General features: G+C 39.1%; 19 protein-coding genes. 1 reads left to right on the top strand and 18 read right to left on the bottom strand.

Features of this window, described 5'->3' with window-relative positions; translation table 11 throughout:
* Positions 1-344 precede the first annotated feature (344 nt).
* The 17 genes from EIH25_RS10270 to EIH25_RS10195 form a co-directional block, all read right to left on the bottom strand.
* Positions 345-755 (bottom strand): hypothetical protein, encoded by a 411-nt coding sequence (locus tag EIH25_RS10270; protein ID WP_124100955.1) that lies wholly within the window; start codon positions 753-755, stop codon positions 345-347.
* A 236-nt stretch (positions 756-991) separates the two neighbouring features.
* The gene (locus EIH25_RS10265; protein ID WP_124100954.1) at positions 992-4,294 is read right to left on the bottom strand and encodes a leucine-rich repeat protein; all 3,303 of its coding nucleotides are present in this window, start codon (positions 4,292-4,294) and stop codon (positions 992-994) included.
* Between the two features lie 81 nt (positions 4,295-4,375).
* Entirely contained in the window at positions 4,376-6,415 is a 2,040-nt protein-coding gene (locus EIH25_RS10260) for a cellulase family glycosylhydrolase (RefSeq protein WP_124100953.1), read from the bottom strand.
* A gap of 162 nt (positions 6,416-6,577) precedes the next feature.
* Positions 6,578-6,712 carry a hypothetical protein gene (locus EIH25_RS12685; protein WP_279254438.1) on the bottom strand — a complete coding sequence of 45 codons (135 nt, stop codon included), beginning with the start codon at positions 6,710-6,712 and terminating at the stop codon, positions 6,578-6,580.
* Positions 6,702-7,286 carry an accessory gene regulator B family protein gene (locus EIH25_RS10255; protein ID WP_124100952.1) on the bottom strand — a complete coding sequence of 195 codons (585 nt, stop codon included), beginning with the start codon at positions 7,284-7,286 and terminating at the stop codon, positions 6,702-6,704. Before EIH25_RS10255 ends, EIH25_RS12685 begins: the two co-directional genes overlap by 11 nt.
* A 209-nt stretch (positions 7,287-7,495) precedes the next feature.
* Positions 7,496-8,827 (bottom strand): ATP-binding protein, encoded by a 1,332-nt coding sequence (locus EIH25_RS10250; protein WP_124100951.1) that lies wholly within the window; start codon positions 8,825-8,827, stop codon positions 7,496-7,498.
* Positions 8,827-9,567, bottom strand: a complete 741-nt coding sequence (locus tag EIH25_RS10245; RefSeq protein ID WP_124100950.1) for a LytTR family DNA-binding domain-containing protein — start codon at positions 9,565-9,567, stop codon at positions 8,827-8,829. Before EIH25_RS10245 ends, EIH25_RS10250 begins: the two co-directional genes overlap by 1 nt.
* Before the next feature lie 177 nt (positions 9,568-9,744).
* The gene (mobP3, locus tag EIH25_RS10240; RefSeq protein ID WP_124100949.1) at positions 9,745-11,166 is read right to left on the bottom strand and encodes a MobP3 family relaxase; all 1,422 of its coding nucleotides are present in this window, start codon (positions 11,164-11,166) and stop codon (positions 9,745-9,747) included.
* Between the two features lie 11 nt (positions 11,167-11,177).
* Positions 11,178-11,582 (bottom strand): hypothetical protein, encoded by a 405-nt coding sequence (locus EIH25_RS10235; RefSeq protein ID WP_124100948.1) that lies wholly within the window; start codon positions 11,580-11,582, stop codon positions 11,178-11,180.
* Positions 11,583-11,958: 376 nt separating this feature from the next.
* A complete protein-coding gene (locus tag EIH25_RS10230) occupies positions 11,959-12,195 on the bottom strand; it encodes a DUF6103 family protein (protein WP_124100947.1) in 237 nt (78 codons plus the stop codon).
* Positions 12,192-13,199, bottom strand: coding sequence for a hypothetical protein (locus EIH25_RS10225; RefSeq protein ID WP_124100946.1), 1,008 nt, complete (start codon positions 13,197-13,199; stop codon positions 12,192-12,194). Before EIH25_RS10225 ends, EIH25_RS10230 begins: the two co-directional genes overlap by 4 nt.
* A 241-nt stretch (positions 13,200-13,440) precedes the next feature.
* On the bottom strand, positions 13,441-15,273 hold the full coding sequence (locus EIH25_RS10220) for a DUF87 domain-containing protein (protein WP_206425706.1): 1,833 nt from the start codon (positions 15,271-15,273) through the stop codon (positions 13,441-13,443).
* A complete protein-coding gene (locus tag EIH25_RS10215) occupies positions 15,263-15,856 on the bottom strand; it encodes a hypothetical protein (RefSeq protein WP_124100945.1) in 594 nt (197 codons plus the stop codon). The genes EIH25_RS10220 and EIH25_RS10215 overlap by 11 nt, the downstream gene beginning before the upstream one ends.
* Positions 15,857-16,123: a hypothetical protein gene (locus EIH25_RS10210; protein ID WP_124100944.1), complete on the bottom strand. Its 267-nt coding sequence runs from the start codon at positions 16,121-16,123 to the stop codon at positions 15,857-15,859.
* Entirely contained in the window at positions 16,120-17,049 is a 930-nt protein-coding gene (locus tag EIH25_RS10205) for a conjugal transfer protein TrbL family protein (RefSeq protein WP_124100943.1), read from the bottom strand. The genes EIH25_RS10210 and EIH25_RS10205 overlap by 4 nt, the downstream gene beginning before the upstream one ends.
* The gene (locus EIH25_RS10200; protein WP_124100942.1) at positions 17,042-17,359 is read right to left on the bottom strand and encodes a helix-turn-helix domain-containing protein; all 318 of its coding nucleotides are present in this window, start codon (positions 17,357-17,359) and stop codon (positions 17,042-17,044) included. The genes EIH25_RS10205 and EIH25_RS10200 overlap by 8 nt, the downstream gene beginning before the upstream one ends.
* Before the next feature lie 110 nt (positions 17,360-17,469).
* On the bottom strand, positions 17,470-19,266 hold the full coding sequence (locus EIH25_RS10195; RefSeq protein WP_124101333.1) for a VirD4-like conjugal transfer protein, CD1115 family: 1,797 nt from the start codon (positions 19,264-19,266) through the stop codon (positions 17,470-17,472).
* 192 nt (positions 19,267-19,458) lie between these two features.
* Here EIH25_RS10195 and EIH25_RS10190 point away from each other — a divergent pair, with 192 nt between their 5' ends.
* Entirely contained in the window at positions 19,459-19,800 is a 342-nt protein-coding gene (locus EIH25_RS10190; protein WP_124100941.1) for a phenylpyruvate tautomerase MIF-related protein, read from the top strand.
* Between the two features lie 2 nt (positions 19,801-19,802).
* Here the strand turns inward: EIH25_RS10190 and EIH25_RS10185 are convergent, their stop codons facing one another.
* Positions 19,803-21,227 carry a DUF3991 and toprim domain-containing protein gene (locus EIH25_RS10185; protein ID WP_124100940.1) on the bottom strand — a complete coding sequence of 475 codons (1,425 nt, stop codon included), beginning with the start codon at positions 21,225-21,227 and terminating at the stop codon, positions 19,803-19,805.
* Positions 21,228-21,278 lie beyond the last annotated feature (51 nt).

The raw sequence follows: 21,278 nt of genomic DNA, 5'->3' as shown, positions 1-21,278 counted from the left end.
TTCAATTTACTCCTAAAATTATATTATTAGATACCAATTTTGTTAATATAAATCACAACTTTTGCAAAACAAACAAAAATAACGTGAAGCTTTTTTACTTACCTAGAATTAAACCTTTTTTATATATTTGCTTTTGGTGTGTATCCATAAATACCGAAATCCCCTGTGCGTAGGTACTACACACAGGGTGATTCTAACATAGTCCGATGGTCAGGCTTTAAAAATAAACTCGCCCTACAAGAAAGGACTTTTCAGCACTCAAATACCTATATTGCGAATATATATGAATTTAATATTATGTCTTGTTCTCAACACTATATTTGTGTAAAATTACCCTTGTCTCTCTAATAATTTACAGAAAGAGACTTACTCCATCCAGAACCATCTCTTTCGACATAATGAGATGACGATGATGATTTAGACTTCTTTCCATTTGAAGGAAGGGTAACTGTCGTCGTCCATGTAGATGGTCCATGATCTCCGGCACTTTTATATGAACTTTTAACATTGCCATCATTATCATAATAATAATATGTTATTGTTGCAGAAATAGTAGTGGATGAAGGTGCGTTTATATGTGTATATGCAGAACCATAATTTGATGCACAAGTAACTTTTGCTGTTGTTTGGTAGCCATCAAATGATCCATTATAAGTCTTTGTAGCAGCACTTGCTCCAAAACTCAGTGTACTAACTGACATAACAATTGCTGCACACACAGCTGTGACTCTTTTGGTTAATTTCATCGTTTTCATTTTACATACCTCCGTCATTTTAATATTAGTGTCTGAAATAATCTGCTTTGTTGCAAACTTATTTCATTTTCGTGTACTTGCACAAATATCATTGTGCGTTTTTGTATATTCTATATCTGCATGGGACTCACCTCTTTACAAGTAACTTGTTGGGAAAGACCGACAGATCTCAAAGAGGGGGAAATAGTGAGATCTGCCGTTTCCCTTTATGTAACACTATATAGGAGAATTAAGCTTTACCAAAGTGGATTTACCAATTTTGCATGACTGTTCATCATGCCAACATCTGCGGTTGAAACAATTTTATCTCCGCTTACATTCGCACATGCGAACACATAGTCAGTGAGAATGATTACTCCCTTTGCATGTGAGTTTGCCATACCTACATCCGCTGTTGTTATTTCTCCGTCTCCGTTTAAATCACCGTACGGATTTAATTCAACATTATGAGTATTTTCACCCTCTGCTACTGTAATCAAGTAGCTTCTAGAAGCGTATTTTCCTCCGCTTATCGTAAGCGTGTATTCTCCTGCTTCAAGGTTTTCAATCGTATAGCTTCCCATGCTTGTGGTTGTAACTGTAGTTTTGCTTCCGTCTGATGATACCGCAACTACTGTTATTTCTGTTTCTGAGTTTTTATCGGAAACTTTGATAGTACCTGTTACGTTTCCTGTAATAACAATACGCTTAAGCCCTGCTATTGCGTCTGTAATAGTCTTAGCCGCTGCGTCAACATCGTCTTGTGTTGCTTCTGCATTCGCAAGAACAGTCTTAGCAGCGCTTATCGCTGATGTAAGTACTGCATAGGAATCTGCTGTATATAGCGATGAATCTACTGCCTCGCCCTTTGCAATTGCCGCTTCAAGTGCTTCTGTATCGAGTATAACTGTGTCTGAAGTTACTATAAAAAGCACATTCCCGTCATCGTCAAGAAACTCAACCGATGTTACCGCGTATACATAATCGGAAGCTCCGCCCCATGAATAAGTATATCCCGTGAGCGTTAAATCCTTGCCTTTTACAAGCGCGCTCGAAAGCTCAAGTGTCTCGCTGCAACCGGTTGTTCCATCCTCGTATCCGTAAGTTCCCTTAAACTCATAGTTGTTATCCCAATCGTTGTTGATAAGAAAATCAATTGTAGCATTCGGGTTATAGCTTACATCAAAAGCACAGTCAAAGTTCACCTTGATCTTTGTCGCTCCCGTCATATCATCTGTTACCTTGCAGGAAACAAGCGTTGCCATACTCCCGTTTTTATAGATATACGACATATACTTGCCTTCTTCTATAAGTCCATTTATCGCATTTGTTAGCGCTGTAGTCGCAGCCATAACAGATGTAGATGTCTTATCTTCGTTTGCAAGCTCGGTCCTTGCCGCTTCAAGCGCGCTTGCAACAGCTGCCCATGTGCTTGCTGTATAATCCGATTCATTAAGAGCTTCAGCCTGTGCTATAACAGCTTCAAGGTCGCTTGTGTCAACTTCGCCGTCGTAAATTATCTCAAATGCTCCGTAGTTTGTTCCGGTAATAAGGTTATATGTTTTTGCATCGTATACATAAATCTTTCCCGCGCCTTCGGAAAACGGTGCAGTTCCCACTGTTGTAATTGCTCCCATAACGTAAATTTCTAAGTCTGTGCTTGGGTTTGCTCTAAAGATATTACTATCTAACACCGTAATGCCCTCGGGGATTATTACTTTACCAGTAAGATTACAGCCTCTGAATGCTTTTGCTCCTAAAGTTGTAAGAGAACTTGGAATATTAATGCTCGTAAGTGAAGAACATCCCTGGAAAGCGCTTTCACCTATTGATGTTATACTGTCAAGAAGCGTTACCGATGTAAGCAATGAACAGTTATAAAATGCATAAGAGCCTATGCTCGTAACAGTTTCGGGGATATTTACTGTCGTAAGAGATGTACAGCCACTTAAGATATATTCCGGAATTGATGTAAGTCCGCTTGGAAGAGTTACTGAAACAAGGCTTGTAGAATACCTGAAAGCGCCATTACCTATCGATGTAACGCTTTCGGGAATTACAACGCTTGTGAGTTTATTCTTACCGTTATAATCTGTGCCGAAGCAGTAAGTTCCTATACTTGTAAGAGTATCAGGTAGCGAAACCGACTCAAGATTGCCCAACTGTGCAAATAAGCTATTGCCTAAGCTTGTTACGCCGTCTTTAACTTCAACGGAAGTAATTTTTGCGGCGTTATCATCATATTGCCACGGCGCTTTGTTTGTTGTTGTACCTAAATTATAATCCTTTGTGGCTCCCGTTCCTGAGATAACAAATGTGCCGTTGCTGCTGAGAGTTGCTGTTACGGAGCCGTCTCCGTTAACACTTATGTCATAAGTTGAAACAACGGTGATTTCCTCAACTAACCCGTTCAGTGCGTCTTTAATTGCCTGTACCGCATTATTAACATCTGTCTGAGTTGCCGATGTGTTTTCTTTAACCGCCTTTCCTGCCGCAATAGCATCTGTCAATATCTTAACAGAATCTTCTGTGTAGTTTGATGTATCTATTGCCTCGCCGTCTGCGATTGCTTGATTTAACTCTGCATAATTGAGTGAAGGGATGGGGGTATCAGATATATACGCAATATTTGTATATCCTGAATTTTTCAAATTGGTTTCAGTTGCACTTCCCTCTATTACATAAAATGTCGGATTGCTTGTTACATCAAAAGCTGTACTTTCAGCTGTGAAATTTTCAGAATAAATATATACTTCCTGTATTCCCGTACAAGCTTTAAATGCTGTTTTACTTACACTTGCTACACTTTCTTCTAAAGTTATTTTAGTTAAGTTTACACATTTATTAAATGCCAATCCGGCAGTAATTCCTACTATATCGTTTTCAACTACAAGTTCTTTTAAATCAGAAGCATGATTGTTTCTGATTGAACCTGTACTGGATACATTTCCTGATCCTGAAATTATACATAATCCTTCTGCATCTATAGTCCATGTAGCACTATCTCCGCAGCTGCCTTGGTCTATTATTTCCGGTGTGGGTTCTTCTTTAGATATATATTCAATATTTGTATATCCTGAATTTTTCAAATTGGTTTCAGTTGCACTGCCCTCTATTATGTAAAATGTCGGATTGCTTGTTACATCAAAAGCTGTACTTTCGGCTGTGAAATTCTCAGAATAAATATATACTTCCTGTATTCCCGTACAAGCTTTAAATGCTGTTTTACTTACACTTGCTACACTTTCTTTTAAAGTTATTTTAGCTAAGTTTACACATTTATTAAATGCCAATCCGGCAGTAATTCCTACTATATCGTTTTCAACTACAAGTTCTTTTAAATCAGAAGCATGATTGTTTCTGATTGAACCTGTACTGGATACATCTCCTGATCCTGAAATTATACATAATCCTTCTGCGTCTATAGTCCATGTAGCACTATCTCCGCAGCTGCCTTGATCTGTTATTTCTGCTGCTAATACGCTTGTAAGCGATACTGTCGCCATTGTAGTTATGGAAACCACTACAGCCACTACCCCGGCTAGTACTTTCTTTAACATAATAAATTCTCCTCAATAATTCATCAATAATATTTATTTTTATAATATACCCCTCTAAGTTAAGAGGGGTATACAATTTTGTTACACTGGTATAGATTGTTTGTTATAGCCTGCCATAATATAGCTTATTATTGTATTTCCATCTGATGTTACTACGCCACTGTCTGTATAGTTGTTTCTGTTAAACAACGCTGTACCGCCTGTAGTCATCGAACCATTATCCCAATAAGCAGTAACAATTCCCTTTTGAGCTGCATAGTAGTTCAACCAATAGCAATATGTTGCTCTTGCTACAGTATTATTGTTATTTGCCGGTCCGTATTCTCCTAGGAATACAGGCATACCGTATTTTGTTCCAGCCGTTGCAGCTTTATTAATCTGCGCTTCCATATACTCTTTGCTTGTATATGTATTTGTGCCTGTACCTACCGGCCATTGCTGATCCGTACCCATTGTGAATCCGTCCGGTGCATAATAGTGAACTGAAAGCATAAGTCTGTCTGTAACAGTATCAGTAGGCTTTATGAATCCTACAGAACCTGTTGATGAATCGGTCAAATCAATATTTGTATTATATCCCGGAATAATAAGTACACGGTCAGTATTGCTGCCTCCTGCGGCTCTTACCTTTGTAACAAATTCCTGATTAAGAGCATTAATATTTGTGTATGCAGGATCAGGAGAATAGCTATAGTTTCCGCTTATCATAAGTTCATTAGCAGATTCAAACAAAAGCTTCTGATCATAATCTTTAAAGTATGTGGCAATCTGCGACCAAACCTTGCCGAACTTATCAACCATTGCTGCTCTTGCCGTAGCATCACTTGTGCTTATATCTATCCACTTTCCCGGAATTCCTTCGCCTCCGTCGTTATGAATATTGATAATAACATACATACCCATGTCATAAGCGTAATCTACTACCTCTTTAATTCTTGCAAGGTAATCTGCATTAATTGTGTAATTCGGAGCAGAACCTATCATATCAAGATATGAAATTGGAACTCTAATTGCATTGAAGCCCTGAGACTTAACAGCTTGAATCAAGCACTTTGTTGTTTTCGGATTACCCCAGAATTTTTCATTTACAGTTCCGTAAGTTGAACTTGATGTATCACCATCAACGCTTTCAAGAGAATTTCCTAAGTTCCATGCAATTCCCATATCCGAAGCAATATCAGATGCCGAAAAATCTTCCATAGGATAATTAGTATTGCCGTCCGTATTGTTAAATACTTCTACTTTTGTAACAGTACTTCCCATGTAACAAATAAGGAATTTTGTTACCGTATTAGGGATTTCTGTTGCAAAAGTATATGTCCCTGCGCTTGGTTTAATATAATTCGGATCAACAGCCTCGTATACATCATTACCGTCAGAATCCTTTTCTCCTGTTGGAATTAGAATTTCAGCCTGAACATACTCTGAAGGAGAAACGGTATATTGTGCAGTTACTTTAACAGTCGGATTCTCCCATGCGCTTAGATCAATAGCCGAAAACTCAATATTATATGGATTTGCATTTGCCACTGCCGCACTTGCAGGAGTTACTGTCATAGTATTGGTTTCAGAATCTCTTACCCATGTTCCTTCTGCCGTAAAGTTCTGCTGAACATAAGTTCCCGATTTCTTCAGTTTCAAAGAAACGACCGTAACGCTTGTATCACCAATAGCACCTGTCTGAAGATTTATACCGTAGGGTGTTCCGCTAATAAGTGCTGTTTCAATATCAGAAATTTTAACTAATTTAGTATAAGTTTCAGTTGTGCTTGGATTTGTCTGACCAACTGTCACCTTATCCCAGCCGCCCCAGTTTGTATTGAAGACAACAAAATCAAAGGTATCCGCATAATTAACGCTTTGTATCGTACCCTCATTGTCGACATATGTACCATCTTCATCAAAACTGTTGTACTTATAGGTGATTTCAAAGCTATCGTACTGATAATAATCAGACTTGTAAGTAGTACTTATGTATGTTCCGCTACCACTATACGGTCCGCTGTTTGTCAACAGCGTTAAATCTTCATTTTCTGCACTTACAGAAACAGAAGCTGTAAGTGCTGATATTGCCATTGCACCTGCTGCTATTGTGCTTAGTATCTTTTTACTTAATCTCATAACATTTTTCCTCCTATCTTTGTTTTTCTTTTTTTCTGCTTTTGCTGAAGTCAAAATCACTTCGCTATCCAATTAAATCATAGCAATCACCTTACCTTTATTAAATAAAAGCCTATTTTCGAATAATGTAGATAATTGTTAGCACAATCTATACACAACATCTTATTTCTTTGCTTTCTTAATTTGAGGTTCTTTAGGCTGATATGCTCCCCAATGTGAAGCAGAACCACAAGCAGCTTTGGCCATATGTCCGGTAAATAATTTCAACGATTTCGCTACAAAAGTCTTAATTTTCATAAGAATTCCTCCTATCCAATAATTTCGCAAATACCATTAGTATAGATACTAATGCTAATGTCAATAAAACTATCAATCCTATATTGTTTCCATTTATAATTAACACAATGCTTAATATGGACAATGATAAAGATAAAAATGTAGAAATGATTTTGTACACAACCTTACTTCCTATAGGTTTATTTATATTTTCAATTGGTGACAACAACGCAACAATTATTGATTGAAGTATAGCAATGAATATAACGACATTTAAAGAAAAATGTTTTGTAATTATTTCATATACTACTAACAACAAAATAAAAGATAATGATGTTATTAAATTGCATTTTAAATATGTATCAGCATGAAATCCTCCTGCTAAAGATCTCATTAAAATAAAAACAACAAGAAAAATAATACTTGAGTAAATGCGATGAGCTATAATACCGATCAAAAATATTAAAATAACATTAATTAAGGAAGATAACGTTATTTCTATTCCATATCTATAAAAATCTAGTTCATAACTTTCCGTAGATATTACATTATTATTAATCATAAAATCCAAAATTCTAGATACTAAATTTTTCATTAGCAACTCCAAATTAATTTATCTAATTTAAAAGTACAATTAATTTACATTCAAGTCAAGCGATTTGACGTGACGTGCATTTTTTTGACGTGAAATGCAAAAAATAGGATTGCCACACCTAAAAAAAACGGTGTAGCAATCCTTTAAACGGCAATTTTTTATTTGTTTTTTACAATTAAATATTTGTGTGAAAAATAAATTTTGTTATCTTATACTAAATTTGATTTTAAAGTTATCAAACAAGTAAAAACATTATCAGATTCATAAAACTCACATCTTCCTTGATATTTTTCAGCTGTTTCTCTAATTATTTTAGTTCCCCAACCATGTCTGTCTAAGTCAGACTTTGTAGTTTTAAGATTTGGGTTTTTATTCAACACGGATTCTTTTATTGTATTTTTTACTACAATTCTATAGATATCAGTTGTTCTGCTAATATCAAGAGATATAAACTTTTTCGAATCGTCAGGTAGTGCGGTACAACCTGTTATAGCATTGTCAAGAGCATTACTTAAGATATGAAGAAGATCCAAATCATCTATTCCATTAAAATTCTTAATGCTACTACATCTAGTTCTGATTCCTACAGCATCTGCAACTGCAAATTTGGAATTTATAACAGCATTTACTACATAATTATCTGTATTAACTGCACCTTCATTAACAGAAATTATATTTACGTTCTTCGCAATATATTTCATAGCATCTTTAGAATGTCCATCTGAAATCATCGCATACACAACAGACAACTGATCTTTTAGATCATGTCTAATTTTCCTTATTGAATCGTATTGCTGACCTGCATTTTCTATATACTGATGGCTATATTGCTCTTGAATTTTTAAAAGTTCAAGTTCTTGTTTTTGATTGTTTTTTATTGATATAGAGTCAATCATATAAAATATTATAATATTAACTACAACTATTGTCAAAATCAGCAAGTTAATATATACTCTCTGAACTGAATAGACTGAATAGATTGCAATTAGGTGAAGCAAAAACATCATAACAATAGATACAGCAAAAATTGAAATTATAGCTATCCATTCGGAAACATTAAAATTACTTGAAGTTACAGTCAAAATTTTAAGCATTAACTTTACAGCGACAAAAAACAAAGCCTGTGCTAAAAACAATACTGTAAACCTTGCAAATCCTGACTCAGTAACGATCTCTTCGATAGACATTGAATTAATAGATGAAACAAAATTGAGTGTGATCAGAGATATAAGAGAAATTATAACCAGAGGAAGTGTTGCTGCAAACAATTTCTTTATGATACTGCCTTTTTTGTCAATTAAAGCATATATAAATAAAGCTGCCAAATAACATATAATTCCCCCAACACCTTCAAAAATAGTTATGTAGTTCATTAATGTTATTAGAAAGCCAACTGTACAAACACACACAATAAAAGACACCTTAGAAATCCTATTACTTCTTTCTGTTTTTGCAGGCAAATACTTATATATAAAATAAGTTTCCATAAAGCCTTCATAGAAATTAATTATTATTTCAAATACAATCCATAACATACTCATTATATCGTTTCCCTTAAATATTTTGAAAAATCATCATCAACCATATGCTTGTATTTTCTACTCATTGGAAGTCTAAAGCCTTGCTTAAATATGACCTCATCTTTTTTCATATCCAAGTTAAAGATATGACTAAGATTGACAAGATATTTTTTGTGTACTCTTGAAAAATTAAAGTCTGACAATTCTTTTTCAAGTTCCCCTATAACCGCACGGACTTTAACAAAAGTACTGATTTCATGTTCATCTATAACACAATACTTCACATGGTGATTATCGCTTTCAATGTATAATATGTCTCTGTATTGTACACAGATTCTTCCGTGTTCTTCATCACTTATTATTAATTTTTTATGTTGTCTAAAATGAATCGACAGTTTATTCAGAACATTTGAAATATCAGTTTTTAAACTTAAAATATTAGATTTACAGATAAAATAAAACGGCTGAAATTCCATACTTCCGTATACGAATTCATTGTGATTGGTGACAAAAATTATATAACAATCTTTTCGTTGTTTTCTTAATGCTTGAGCAACATCAAATCCTGTAAATTCTGGCATATCAATATCTAAAAAGATTATATCAAAATGCGTTTGTTTATGATGATTTAATAGACTTTGTCCATCAGTAAAATCCTGAACACTTACTTTTTTAAAATAGTGTAATGCGTTTTCTAAGGTTATTCTTTTCAGAACTTCCAAAAAATTTTCATTATCATCACATACCGCAATCTTCAACATAATCTTTGCCCCCTTTATTTTACATTATATCAAATATTCCAACTTAAATCAATACGCATTTTATTAACTAAGTTATAACATAAAATACATTTAACAGCAAAATTATATGTTGGTATTTCTTACTTGTTTGATTTAGAGCCAAAATAGTTCTCGTAGACAAAGCGTTAATGTGTACGGTCAGTATGCCTGCTCATAACCCTGATACTGCTCATCCTTCATTCCAAGCGACTGTTTCTTCTGACTTATCATCCTCCGCAGCCTGCTGTCAACTGTATGTCTGACAGACTTATACTTCTGCATATAATCATCTTCAATACACCTGCTGAGATTAGCAAATAGAGCAAAGATCGTATTTGCAAGCACAGCCTGTTGGTTGTTGTGAGTGTTTTGTTGATACGACTCCGAAATCTCAGCAAAGGTTTCTTTACTATTTAATTTAAGCTCACTGTCTGCCGTAAAATCAATATTTTCAGAATCAAAATCATTCATATCAAGTACCGTTGTGATTATCATATTTTTCACTGACTTAAACTCCATGTTATCAACAAGCTTTGGAAACTGGACCTTTGCAGACGAATAAACGTCATGCTTCTGCTGTTCCATTTCGCACCAGAGGGAATACATTTTCTGTATCGATTGGTTATCTGCAAGTTTAGCAAATATATCATCCGCAATCTGCTTGACCTCCGGCTTTAAGTATCTATAGACCTTTTTGCCTTTAGAGAAACTAAGCTGTTCATTTAGCTTTGATACAAGATTCATTAGCTCTACATCAAAGTTATTGTTCTGAGATATTTTTTCTGCAAGACTTTTCATCAGTTGCTCTGACTCTTTTTTCAGCATATTACGCAAGTCAGTCTGCTGCGCATAAAGATGGTGAAGCTCGTCCGCGTAAATGTCGTTTGCAAAACCGCTGCGGATCTTCTCTATTCCATGGTTTGTGAGAAATCCTTCACGCTCGTTTGTGGAATACACGATGATATGCACATGAGGATTTGTTATCTTATCGTGAAAAGCGGCATACCATTTCAGATTAGCCATATCAATTTTCTGATTCTTCGCAATGTTAGGGATCTGCCGCTTGACTAATTCCCGCCACGCTTTTAAGTTATCATATCCCATTGCCTGAGCATTGTCTCTGCGCAGCGAAACTACATGAGTCCAGACGTTACCGCCATGGTCCGCAATCTCTTTTGCGGCTTTTTCAAGATCAATAGAATCGTCCGATTGTGAGAACAAACCGTGCGAACCGAACTTGACTGCTCCGGGACGGTTTGCAAGATAACCTACATAATTTTCACGGTTAGTAAGTCTGTCCATGTTCCTGTCTATGACTGCTGAAATAAAATCTGAAGCTGTTTTCTGATTGGGATTTTCCAAATAATCAGCGTATTCAAATAATTCTTTGCTGTCGGAGAAATCTTTTAGCAGAGAAGAAATAAGCTCCTGCTGATTTTTCGTAGCGGGAGCTTGTTCATCTTTTATTGTAACTGCAACCGATCCCTCACGGGTCGCGATATATTTTACATAGCGATATAGTTGTTTTCTGTTTCCGCTGCCGCTTTTCAGATAGCGGCTTGTAACAATAATTTTCGGCATAAATTTCTCCCTTAGTTTTTCTGATACTCTACAGCATCCTCATAATCAATAATACCGTTGATCTTACGAACTTCATTGACGCACATCACATGAAGATTTCTAAGCGTTTCATCATCTACATCATTGATAGCCGCAGTCATATGCGACAGCTTTCCAAGCTCCACGGCAACCTTAAAAAGCAAACGTGCAAGCCGCTGTTCCGTACCTTTTATCTGCGCTTTGACCGTTTCTGTTATCATAGGAGAAATATAGTTCACGCTTTTTTCTTCATCGAGATAACCGATGTAGAACTTGATAGCTTTTTCAATGAACTCGCTCTGCGATCTGCAGTTGTCGTTTTTGTAGTGAACCTCCACATCTTTCAGCGTTTCGGGATACGCCCATAGCGCAAATTTCACCTTATTCTGAAAACTCATGAATTTAAACCTCAACTCCTTTACAAATGTCGTATTTTCTTTGCTTTCTGCTGATACAACCCCGAAATCTGAAAAAGGCTGAATTTACAACCCCTTACTCCGAGATTGCTTAAACCCTCGCAAAATGCGGTCGGCTTTGCCGTCCGCTGTGACCGTATCGGGGTCACAACCCCGATACTTTAACTAGCAATAAAATATTTACCCTATAACACACCTGAAATCTTATGATTTCCGCCATTCTCAAACTCCGCGTTAAGGCTTCTCCTTAACGCTCGACAAAATGCCCCAAATTCGCCCCGATCGTCCTTAAAGTAAAGTTACCCCACCCATGCCTTGAAAACGCCACACGAGGCGAAGTGGTGCGAACCGCGGCGAGTTACCGCTCGGACTGATTTCCCGTTTCGGCAGGCGAGGAGTTTCTCGGTTTTCTCGCAGGCTTTTTGGCCGACATCATGCCAATAAAATCACGGACGTTAGAGGGTACATATTTCTGATAGAGATGCTCCGAAAACTTTTCAAGTTCCTCCGACAGCTTCAAATTTTTCTGTCCTAAATACATTTCCAGAGCCGCTAATTTTTCAGCGTTAATTGTTATCGTAACCGATTTTTTCATTCAACATCATCTTCCTTTTCATCACTTGATTCTTCTTCCACGTTCTGAATTTCATCAATTTTATCTTGCACTTCCTGCGAATAATTCACACTCTCATAGGTACACCAGCTTGTCCAATTCCCATTTGAAACAAGGTCTTTCGTCACATATCCGACAGTTTCAGAACAGTAAATTACTTCTCCGTTTCCAATATATATCCCGTGATTTGTTTCGTCGAACAGTCCTACCCCCGCGACCTCCGGCATGGTATCAAGACCTCCTTGCTCGGTGTAAACAAGCGTATCGTAATCGGAACCGAACACCTTTTTCGTGGGATCGTAGTTCAGATACCCAAGCATAAGCCCCGCGTTATCACAGTATCTGATACGATCGCTTTCGTTTCTCTCGCCGATAAATCCGTTCATATATCCCCAGCCGGAGATGTACGCGTTCTCCGCCCAAGCCGCAAGATCGGCGCAGTTTTTGATTGTGCTGTCGGAAAACATATACTCATTAATTGTGCTGTTCATCACCAAAGTATATGACCGCATAAAGTCCTCATAAGGAATTTCAATGCCGTAATTTGCCTTGATGCTGTCAAGCAAAATCTCATCGCTTGCGGCGGTTGCAAACAGATTTGTGTAAACTTCAAAGTCGGTAATCGGGCTGCTTTCAAAATATGAAAAGTAAATCAACTGTGCTTTTATTGTCTGCTCTCGAATGTTTTTTTCAGACATTTTTATTTCAATTTCTTGTCCGGCGGTTTGAATTTCATCGATTTTCGCCTGCTGTTCGCTGTCCATACTCGCCATAATTGCCGACTCGTTGAACAAGCTTTTGTCTATCTGAGGCTGTTCGATCTCCATATTTCCCATCGAGGACAGCACAGCCACAGGCAGAAACATAAGTCCCAAAACACCTGCAATAATACTTCCGACAATAACTAAAAACTTCCCCCGCTTTTCTTTGTCACTTAAAATATATATGGCTATCTTCTTTACAACCGATATAATAGCTGCCGACATCATATCACCTCACAATTTTCGATATATAACATATAAAACTTTTCTTCTGCATTCTATATGTCGCTAATAAAAATAAGAACCGCATTTTACTGCGGCTTCCGTATTAAAATGTTCTTGACGCAAATCAATTTTTTTGCATTTTATTAAGATTTATCTGTCTTTAATCCTCATAGCAGTTATTTTTCAGCTTTTCGGCAAGTTGGTCTTTAATTACACTCATATTATGACCTCCGCTCATGCTCTATCTTCCTCCCGCCGAGCCAAACAGCCCCGCCTTATACTGCGGCGCAATGACCTGTAACAGATACCTCTCATTACCGCACCTGTAAAGGCAAGTACCACGTTCGGGATACTTGATCAAAGCATATTCCGATTCCTCCAGCTGCAAAGCGTCCACAAATTCCACAGGCGAGATATTTCCGGGATTAAACAGAAAATGGTGTGCAGGAATGCTGAACAGCGGCTTTGTAAACTCCTTAATTTCGGACAAAAGGAAGTCCTCAATATTCTGACTTGCCAGAATAAATGAGGACTCCTTTTTACGCACACGTTTCATGCCGTTGCGGATATATTCGATTGCCGTCATGTTTGTGAGGAACAAATACAGCTCGTCAATAGCCGCTACGGTATTTCCCTTTCCCAGAAGCTGATTGCTCATATAGCTGAGAATGTTGAACAGCATAGTATCTTTAAGCCGCTTGTTTGTATCCATAAGACCTTTTACTCCAAAACAGATAAACTCGCCGTCATTAACGTTGGTGTGACCGTTGAAGTACTTGCTTTCCGCGCCCTTGCACATGGAGTGCAGTCCAAGACAGATATTCTGTAACATTTCTTCAGTGTAAAGATGTTTTTTCTTGTTATCAAACGCCATGAATTCCTTTTCAGTAAGTTCGTAGAGGTCTGACATCACAGGATAGTCCTCGCTGTTCAGCTTTTCAAAATCGGTAAAATCGTCAATTCCGAATCTTGCGTACAGCTTCATCAGCATAATTTCAATGGTGTCAATTTCGCTGTCGGTAAAGTCCTTGTAGGCTCTGAAAAAGTCCTTGAGGTATGATATGTGCTGAGATAATCTTGTTACTCTCCTGAATGTTTCGGGAGTGTCGGTGTTCTTTTCGGCTTCTCCGAACATTTTCGGCTCTAAGGGATTTATCATAAATTCACCCGACATCATGTCAATATAGGTTCCGCCGAGATTTAAACACAAATCCTCGTACTCATGCTCAGGGTCAAGACAGAGAATTGATTTGCCTGCCTCACGCTGATTGCAAAGCAGTAATTTCATCAGATAACTTTTTCCCTGACCTGAATTTCCGAGTATCAATATATTGCTGTTTGTCTTGTCCTCGGTTCTCTTATCAAAGTCCACAAGAACGTTGCTGCCGTACTTATCTCTGCCGATATAGAAGCCGTTTTCGTCCGTCTTTCCGCTGTAATTCAAGGGATAGAGATTAGCAACAGAGCTTGCAGGCAGAACACGCTCAAACTGGCTTGCGAAAACATTGTTACCCGTTGGCAGAACACTCAAAAACCCCTCTTTCTGACGAAGGAGCAAACGGTCTACGCTGATTTTTGAACGTGTAAGTTCCATTTGTATATCCGCCTGAAGCTCTTTCAGTTTTTCTTCTGTACTTGCTTTGAGTTCAATAAACACAGCCGTATGAAGCAGCGGTTCTTTGTTTCTCCTAAGCTCCGACAGCAGTTCAACAACATCGTTAATGTTATTCTGAGCCTTTATGCTCTCATTTACATCGTTTGTGGTGGTCATCATGTGGTTTTTACGCATTGCCTGCTGAACAATTTTTCTTTGCTCCATGCTTGTAACAAGGCGGTTGTAAATTCTGAGAGTTACTCCGTTCCTGTCCGCTAAATGCGCTAAAATAGCCGTTTCTTCGGTGTTTGGAGGGTACTCGGTAATCGCCCAGCAGGACTTGTAAAAGTTTCCGCAGATATAGTGGTCGGTGTAAAACCTGATCATTCCCGGTACTGTGCGGTCAAAAAAGTCCTTTGTTTCAATAACTTCAAGCTGCTCATCGGAATATTCTTTTTTCTTCTGATTTTTAATTTTCATCGGAAATCACCTCCTGTTTTTCTAAAACAAAATTTTCTGAACCTTCTACATCCGAAATTTCTTCTCCTGAAATACTTGTACCGAAGTACAGCGCGAGCATTCTTTTTATCTCAGGCTTAGTCATTCGTTTTGCCGTAAATCCATGCTCTGAGATTGCTTTGTCAATACGATTCAGCGTGCTGAATATCTGCTCGTCTTTTTCTCTGCGGAATCTCACCGCAAACATAAACTGTCTTGCGGAGGACATTTCCACCTGTATCTCGTCAAGAAAATCATAGTCCGCCTGCAAAAGCTTTCGCACAGCTTCATTCCGCTCGGTCCGCAAACGCTTTTTGACATACACCTTGTTTGTATCGAAACACTCGCAGGAGTCCAGAGCCAGTATTTCAAGGTCGGGTATGGTGCTTAACAGCGTCATAAGATGATGTATCTTCACGTCAATATTTGCCGCCGAAAGAACAGAAATATTGGTGGGTTCTACGCTGAAAAACACAATTTCAGCCTTGTCGGTTTTTACTCCGAAACGAGTAAAGCGTTCAAAGCCAATAAGACTCTGAACGCCGTTATTTTTCCTTTTTGCCATTTAATTTTTCCTCCATAAAAACAACTGCTGCGAGGTCAGAAAAAACTTCGCGGCGTTAAAAATATAGTCCATAATTGCCGTTTCGTCGACCCTCAGACTTAAAAACGCAAAGCAGGCTGTCGCCGCGAAAGGCAGGACGTTCCATAGATTAACAAACACGATCACCGACAGAATTATTCCGCCGCAGATTATAATAAAATCCCGAACGTTCCAAAACCACAGCTTTACCGTGGCTCTCAGGTTTTCGGGGTAAATGTAGGTTTTCATTTTGCTCCTCCTTTCAGCATTCCAACCGCCTTAGCTCCCATAGAAACCGTATGACTTACAGACATCATATTCACCCTGACGCTTGTATCCAGTCCATACATCTGCGCAATTCTTGGTACTTCATTAGCTGACAAACATATTCCGACTGCAAGCAAAGGGTGCTGTGTAAACGTCAGCAGTCCAATGTAAAGAATCGTTGTCTGCAAAAATGCCGTCAGGCAGGTCGCAATTACTTGCTTGCACCAGCCGTAAAATCCGTCAGTATATCCTCTCGGTACTCCGAACATATGAAGACTCCCAACCGCTATCTGACACATCATTATTCCGCCTCTCTTGATATTTGAAAACACTACTTTGACCGTACAGTAGCCAAACAGGATTATAAAGAACAGGCTGAAAAGAGATATATCTGAACCAAGAGCAAATATAACTTCAAGTCCCGTTCCTACTACGCTGTCATTTGTTGACCCTATAAAATTTCCAAGCAGTTCAGTTGCAAAATTACTCTGCAAATTTATGCAGAATGAATACAGCCTTTGCGGAATTACAGTCACCATACTTACAGCCATAAAACCCTTTAAAACATTAATACAGGTATTCTTTATATTTACCTGTCCCGATTCATAAGCGACAGCCGTATCAAACACGGCTACGATAAGTCCGCAGACAAATAGCATCCATGCAAGGCTGTTAAACAGACTTATAAACGTATTTACCCATGGAAGTGCAAAAATATCCGTTGCAGTCTCATTTATAAATGTAAAAAGATCAGCTATCAGTCCGTAGATTTTTTCGAACAGCCAATTAAACATAGTGTCCCATATAGCATCGCTGACTGCGTCGGCTGCTGCTCCAATTGTGCTGTCCCACAAACTTGAAATCCCGTCGCAAACCCAGTCAATAGCGTCGCCTATCCAATCAAACATTCAATCCACCTACCTTTTTAGAGGTGGATTTTCCGCCCCCTTTCGGCGTTATCTCTCCCTTTATCCTATACAGCGAACTCCGCCGTCCGCCCCGCGTATGGTATCTTGCTTCACGTTCCAGCAGTCCTTGTTCTTCAAGCTCATTAAACGCCCGAAACACCGTACTTTTGTTAATGTTTAAATCTTCGGATATCCTGCGTACAGACGGGAAACATTCCCCGTTTTTATCCGCACGGTTACAAAGATAACAGTAAACTGCCACCGCCTTGTGGCTTAGTCCTAGGTCGTAAATTCTTCTTGGTAATATCAATTTGCATATACTTGCCGATGATTTCAAAACAGGAGAAAAGGCACGCCAAAATTTCCGTATATGATTTTGGTGTGCGGAGGCTCCGTCGTTTTGCATCGGCGGCAAGTATTTCACCTCCTGTTCGTTTTGATCTTAGCTTTTTTAGCCCGTTCTTCTTCAAATTCCTCAAACTCCTCATAATCGACAACCTCGATTTCATCGACCGGCTCGGCTTTTTTCTGCGGATATTTGACCTCTACATCTCTGATTAATTCGTCACGCTCTTTGTAGGAAACCTGCCTTGCGGTCTTGTCGGGAAGCTTGTATTCTTCTTCAAATTTAATTCCCCATTTAAAGTACAGCTTCAATTTTGAGATCATAGGGTGAGTTCCGGTTTTCATAACGATAAACTGTCCTTTAGGCATAGACTTCAACTCGTCAACAGTCATAAGCGGTCTGCCTATCATCTGCAACGACTGACTTTTATCTCTGCCATGAGAAACAGAACCGCTTAGCACAGTCTGTTCTCCCAACGCTTTTGACAGCGCTTCCGCAGACTGAGAGTTGGGCGCAAAACCTCCGAAAACCGTAAGCTGAGTGTTATCGGTTATGATCTCCATGCCTTGCTTGCCGTAGTTCTGCTCAAGCTGCGCGAAGGACTGAATTATCGCGATTATCGATATTTTTCTTGAGCGTCCCGCGGAAAACATCGCTTCCGCGCCGTCTATCTTAGGGAACGTGCCGAATTCGTCAAGGTAGAACATTACACGCTTTGGAAGCTTACCGCCGTTTTCGTCTGCAATGACAAGTATTTCACGGTATAACTGCTGAATCAAAAGCGATACCATGAAATACTTACTCGTATCTTCTTCGGGAAGCACAATAAAAATAGCCGACTTTTCATTGCAGAATTTCTCAGCGTCTATCGCCGTTTTGAAGCACAGCATTTGCTCAAGCTCGGAATCGAGAAAGCTGTTTAATCGGGATAATGCTGTACTCATTACGGACAGCATTGACTGGTCTGAAGCGTTCAGAGCAGCTCCCGCCATCCACTTTGCTTTATGCTCCGATGGAAGCTTATCCATAAGCTTTGAAATGTACATCCTTTGCTTAGCTTTCGGCGCAGGCTGATACTTTGCCAAAAGGTCTTGTATCAGCTTGAATACCGAAACGATATGACGTTCGTTTTTATCTCCAAATTCAGCAAGCAAAAGAATGACGGAGGCAAGAAGCCCCTCCGCCGCGTCGTAGAAAAAAGCGTTTTGACCATAGCCTGAGCTGTCGCCTCCGCCGATATTTATGATAGTTTTTGCTGTGATCTTTGCGTACTTTTCTGCTTTTGCTTTTGCCGAAAGATTGTTTTTGTCCAGCAAATACAAGTCCATATATTTGTTTACTAAATGCAGGATATTGTTTTCATCACTCTTTGTCGGATTTCTTAAATCAAGCACGGAAACGTTATAGCCGTAATATTTTTGAGCTATCGTCCCGTAATTTCTCGCCACATCGCCTTTTGTATCTGTACTGACAAACGACATTCCGCTTGCGCAGGCAAGCTCTATATTCGGATACAAGAAGTAAGCGGTCTTGCCCACTCCCGCAGCGCCGATCATAAGGGTATGAACATCTCCATCGTCCACTAATGCAACAGTCTTTTTACCGTGCGTTCGGCAAGCTACAACAGTCCCTTGAACAACATCTCCGTTGGAGCTGCGCGGAAGATTCTTACCTTGCCGCCATTTCTCTGGCTCGAATGGCAAAGAAATAAAAGTCCGCTTTATCTCTGTTTTCGTTGCCCACCTCGCGGTGCCATGCTGTCCGTCACCGACCTTTTTAGCCTTTATTCCGTTAAGGGACTTGTTGTCAAGCAAATTTACAACCGCTAAAAAGGCGATAAAAGCCGCAGCAAGTACGCCTATTAAAATCATCTGTTTTTCATTCAAGTTTTCACTTCCGATCTGTAAGATATTCTATCTTTTGTATTTAATAAGACAGTTAGTTTTTTTATCTTCAAGGTATTGCGCTGTGAAGCGGAGGGTATTGCATTATCCATAAGGATTGAAAGATCTTTCGATTTGTGGTATACTAAACATATCAAATATATTAACGGAGGTACGATCATGCCATTCATTAACGTCAAAACAAACGCCGCTGTTTCCGCGGATAAGGAAGCAGCTATCAAATCCGAACTTGGGCAGGCGATAACATCAATACCGGGCAAATCCGAAGCCTGGCTCATGGTCGGGATCGAACCTGAGTATACCTTGTATTTCAAGGGAACAAACGACCCTGCCGCAATGGTTGAGGTAAGCGTTTACGGACAAGCAAACCCGTCCGCTTTCAATTCGCTCAGCGAAAAAATCTGCGCTATTCTTAACCAACAGCTTTCCATTGACCCTTCACGGATCTATGTGAAATACGCCGCCACTCCCGACTGGGGTTGGAACGGCTCTAATTTCTGATCTTATCCGTAATCAAGACAAAACGCCTCAGACGGTTCATGTTCTGTCTGAGGTGTATTTTCTTGCTCGGATATCGGGGTGTTTTCCTGTATCGAAACAGTTATCGCTTCTTCCGTAGAAAGTCTGACAGCATTATCCGCCAGCCGATACAGCAATTTGGCTGTTTGTACCGACTGCTCACGGGTACGGGCTGTCTGCCGTAAGTCTTTCATTACCGCCTTAACACAGTCATGCAGATTTCTTTGTTTAGCGGCTGCTTTACCCTTGTCGGTGTAGGGCTTGTACTCTGCTTTCAACTTACATTTCAATTTGTCAAACATCAAATTTTCGCTGTTTTTCCCAATAAAAAAAGCCGAGCCCGCAAGCGCATACTCAGCCAGATACTTGTATTGCCCGTTTTTGAATGTCGCATAGATCCGTGAGGTTAGCTTATCCGGACGGCATTTCAGATACTCTAAATTCACAGCCTGCCGCAGATATTCTTCCTTTCGCTTATGAGGTACGGCAGGTAGCGGTTCTGCACCATTTTGAGCTTTCAAGTCCTCGTTCCAGTCTTTGAACTTTGGCGCGAGCCGTTTTACATCGGTATATCCGTTGTCATTAAGAATGTCTTTTAACCTATCAACGGCTTCGATTCCTCCTTCATCGTTATCTACGCAAAGCACAATTTCATTGAGGTTTGAATGGTTCTTTAACGCTGTTAAAACGGCATTTTCATACACACCGTTCATGGCAATATACGAGTGCTGCTGCCAGTTTTCGGGATTCAAAGTAAGATAGCTTAACATATCGATCGGAGCTTCAAACACAAACAGCTTTTCCGACTCGCCAAAGTGGGAAAAGCTGTACTTTGTGTCTGAACCCTCGCAGGTTATTCTAAAACTTTTGCCGAAAGAATTGGTTGAACGCTTGCTTGCCTGCCGTGGTACTCCCTTTTCATCAATGCCCACAAACACAGCATTATGATGTTCTTTGTCCTCATAGAGCGTATGCTGTTTTGCAAAATGTGAGATAATGTCAGAATCAATAAACCGCTGTTTTATGAGGTAGGCATAAACCCTGTGCATATTGCTGTTAGCTTCAGGAAGTCTGAATTCTTTCTTTTCTTCCTTCTGAATAGCTTTCGGAGGAGCGTGTGACAAGGGTGTTACCCTCTGTCCCAACAGTTCCTGCACAGCCGTCTGAAAGTCCATATCGTAAAACTCCTGCATGAATTTTATCGCTCCGCCGCCCACTTGATTTTTATGATCAAACCAGGTCGAGCCGCGGAGCGTTATGCTGTCATGCTTGCCTGAGCTATCGTAATAGATGAGCTTATGCTCTCTGCCGACACGTTCCAGTTTTTCGCCCCGCATACGCAGGAATTGTTCCAAGTCTACTGAATTAGCAAGCACTTTTTGCTCTTCTGTAAATGGGATAAATCTCATCAAATCACCTCGCATAATATTAAAATCATAGAGCTTGCAAAATGAAGTAAA

It is taken from the genome of Ruminococcus sp. Marseille-P6503, assembly GCF_900604945.1.
In the GTDB taxonomy this organism is placed as follows: domain Bacteria; phylum Bacillota; class Clostridia; order Oscillospirales; family Ruminococcaceae; genus FB2012.
The sequence above is the reverse complement of the archived record's forward strand: the minus strand, read 5'-3'. Positions and strand labels throughout refer to the sequence as shown.

Bases quoted from the DNA above. Each gene is read 5' to 3' on its own strand.
- EIH25_RS10270 (WP_124100955.1), bottom strand. From the start codon at position 755: ATGAAAACGATGAAATTAACCAAAAGAGTCACAGCTGTGTGTGCAGCA.
- EIH25_RS10265 (WP_124100954.1), bottom strand. From the start codon at position 4,294: ATGTTAAAGAAAGTACTAGCCGGGGTAGTGGCTGTAGTGGTTTCCATA.
- EIH25_RS10260 (WP_124100953.1), bottom strand. From the start codon at position 6,415: ATGAGATTAAGTAAAAAGATACTAAGCACAATAGCAGCAGGTGCAATG.
- EIH25_RS12685 (WP_279254438.1), bottom strand. From the start codon at position 6,712: ATGAAAATTAAGACTTTTGTAGCGAAATCGTTGAAATTATTTACCGGA.
- EIH25_RS10255 (WP_124100952.1), bottom strand. From the start codon at position 7,286: ATGAAAAATTTAGTATCTAGAATTTTGGATTTTATGATTAATAATAAT.
- EIH25_RS10250 (WP_124100951.1), bottom strand. From the start codon at position 8,827: ATGAGTATGTTATGGATTGTATTTGAAATAATAATTAATTTCTATGAA.
- EIH25_RS10245 (WP_124100950.1), bottom strand. From the start codon at position 9,567: ATGTTGAAGATTGCGGTATGTGATGATAATGAAAATTTTTTGGAAGTT.
- mobP3 (WP_124100949.1), bottom strand. From the start codon at position 11,166: ATGCCGAAAATTATTGTTACAAGCCGCTATCTGAAAAGCGGCAGCGGA.
- EIH25_RS10235 (WP_124100948.1), bottom strand. From the start codon at position 11,582: ATGAGTTTTCAGAATAAGGTGAAATTTGCGCTATGGGCGTATCCCGAA.
- EIH25_RS10230 (WP_124100947.1), bottom strand. From the start codon at position 12,195: ATGAAAAAATCGGTTACGATAACAATTAACGCTGAAAAATTAGCGGCT.
- EIH25_RS10225 (WP_124100946.1), bottom strand. From the start codon at position 13,199: ATGTCGGCAGCTATTATATCGGTTGTAAAGAAGATAGCCATATATATT.
- EIH25_RS10220 (WP_206425706.1), bottom strand. From the start codon at position 15,273: ATGAAAATTAAAAATCAGAAGAAAAAAGAATATTCCGATGAGCAGCTT.
- EIH25_RS10215 (WP_124100945.1), bottom strand. From the start codon at position 15,856: ATGGCAAAAAGGAAAAATAACGGCGTTCAGAGTCTTATTGGCTTTGAA.
- EIH25_RS10210 (WP_124100944.1), bottom strand. From the start codon at position 16,123: ATGAAAACCTACATTTACCCCGAAAACCTGAGAGCCACGGTAAAGCTG.
- EIH25_RS10205 (WP_124100943.1), bottom strand. From the start codon at position 17,049: ATGTTTGATTGGATAGGCGACGCTATTGACTGGGTTTGCGACGGGATT.
- EIH25_RS10195 (WP_124101333.1), bottom strand. From the start codon at position 19,266: ATGATTTTAATAGGCGTACTTGCTGCGGCTTTTATCGCCTTTTTAGCG.
- EIH25_RS10190 (WP_124100941.1), top strand. From the start codon at position 19,459: ATGCCATTCATTAACGTCAAAACAAACGCCGCTGTTTCCGCGGATAAG.
- EIH25_RS10185 (WP_124100940.1), bottom strand. From the start codon at position 21,227: ATGAGATTTATCCCATTTACAGAAGAGCAAAAAGTGCTTGCTAATTCA.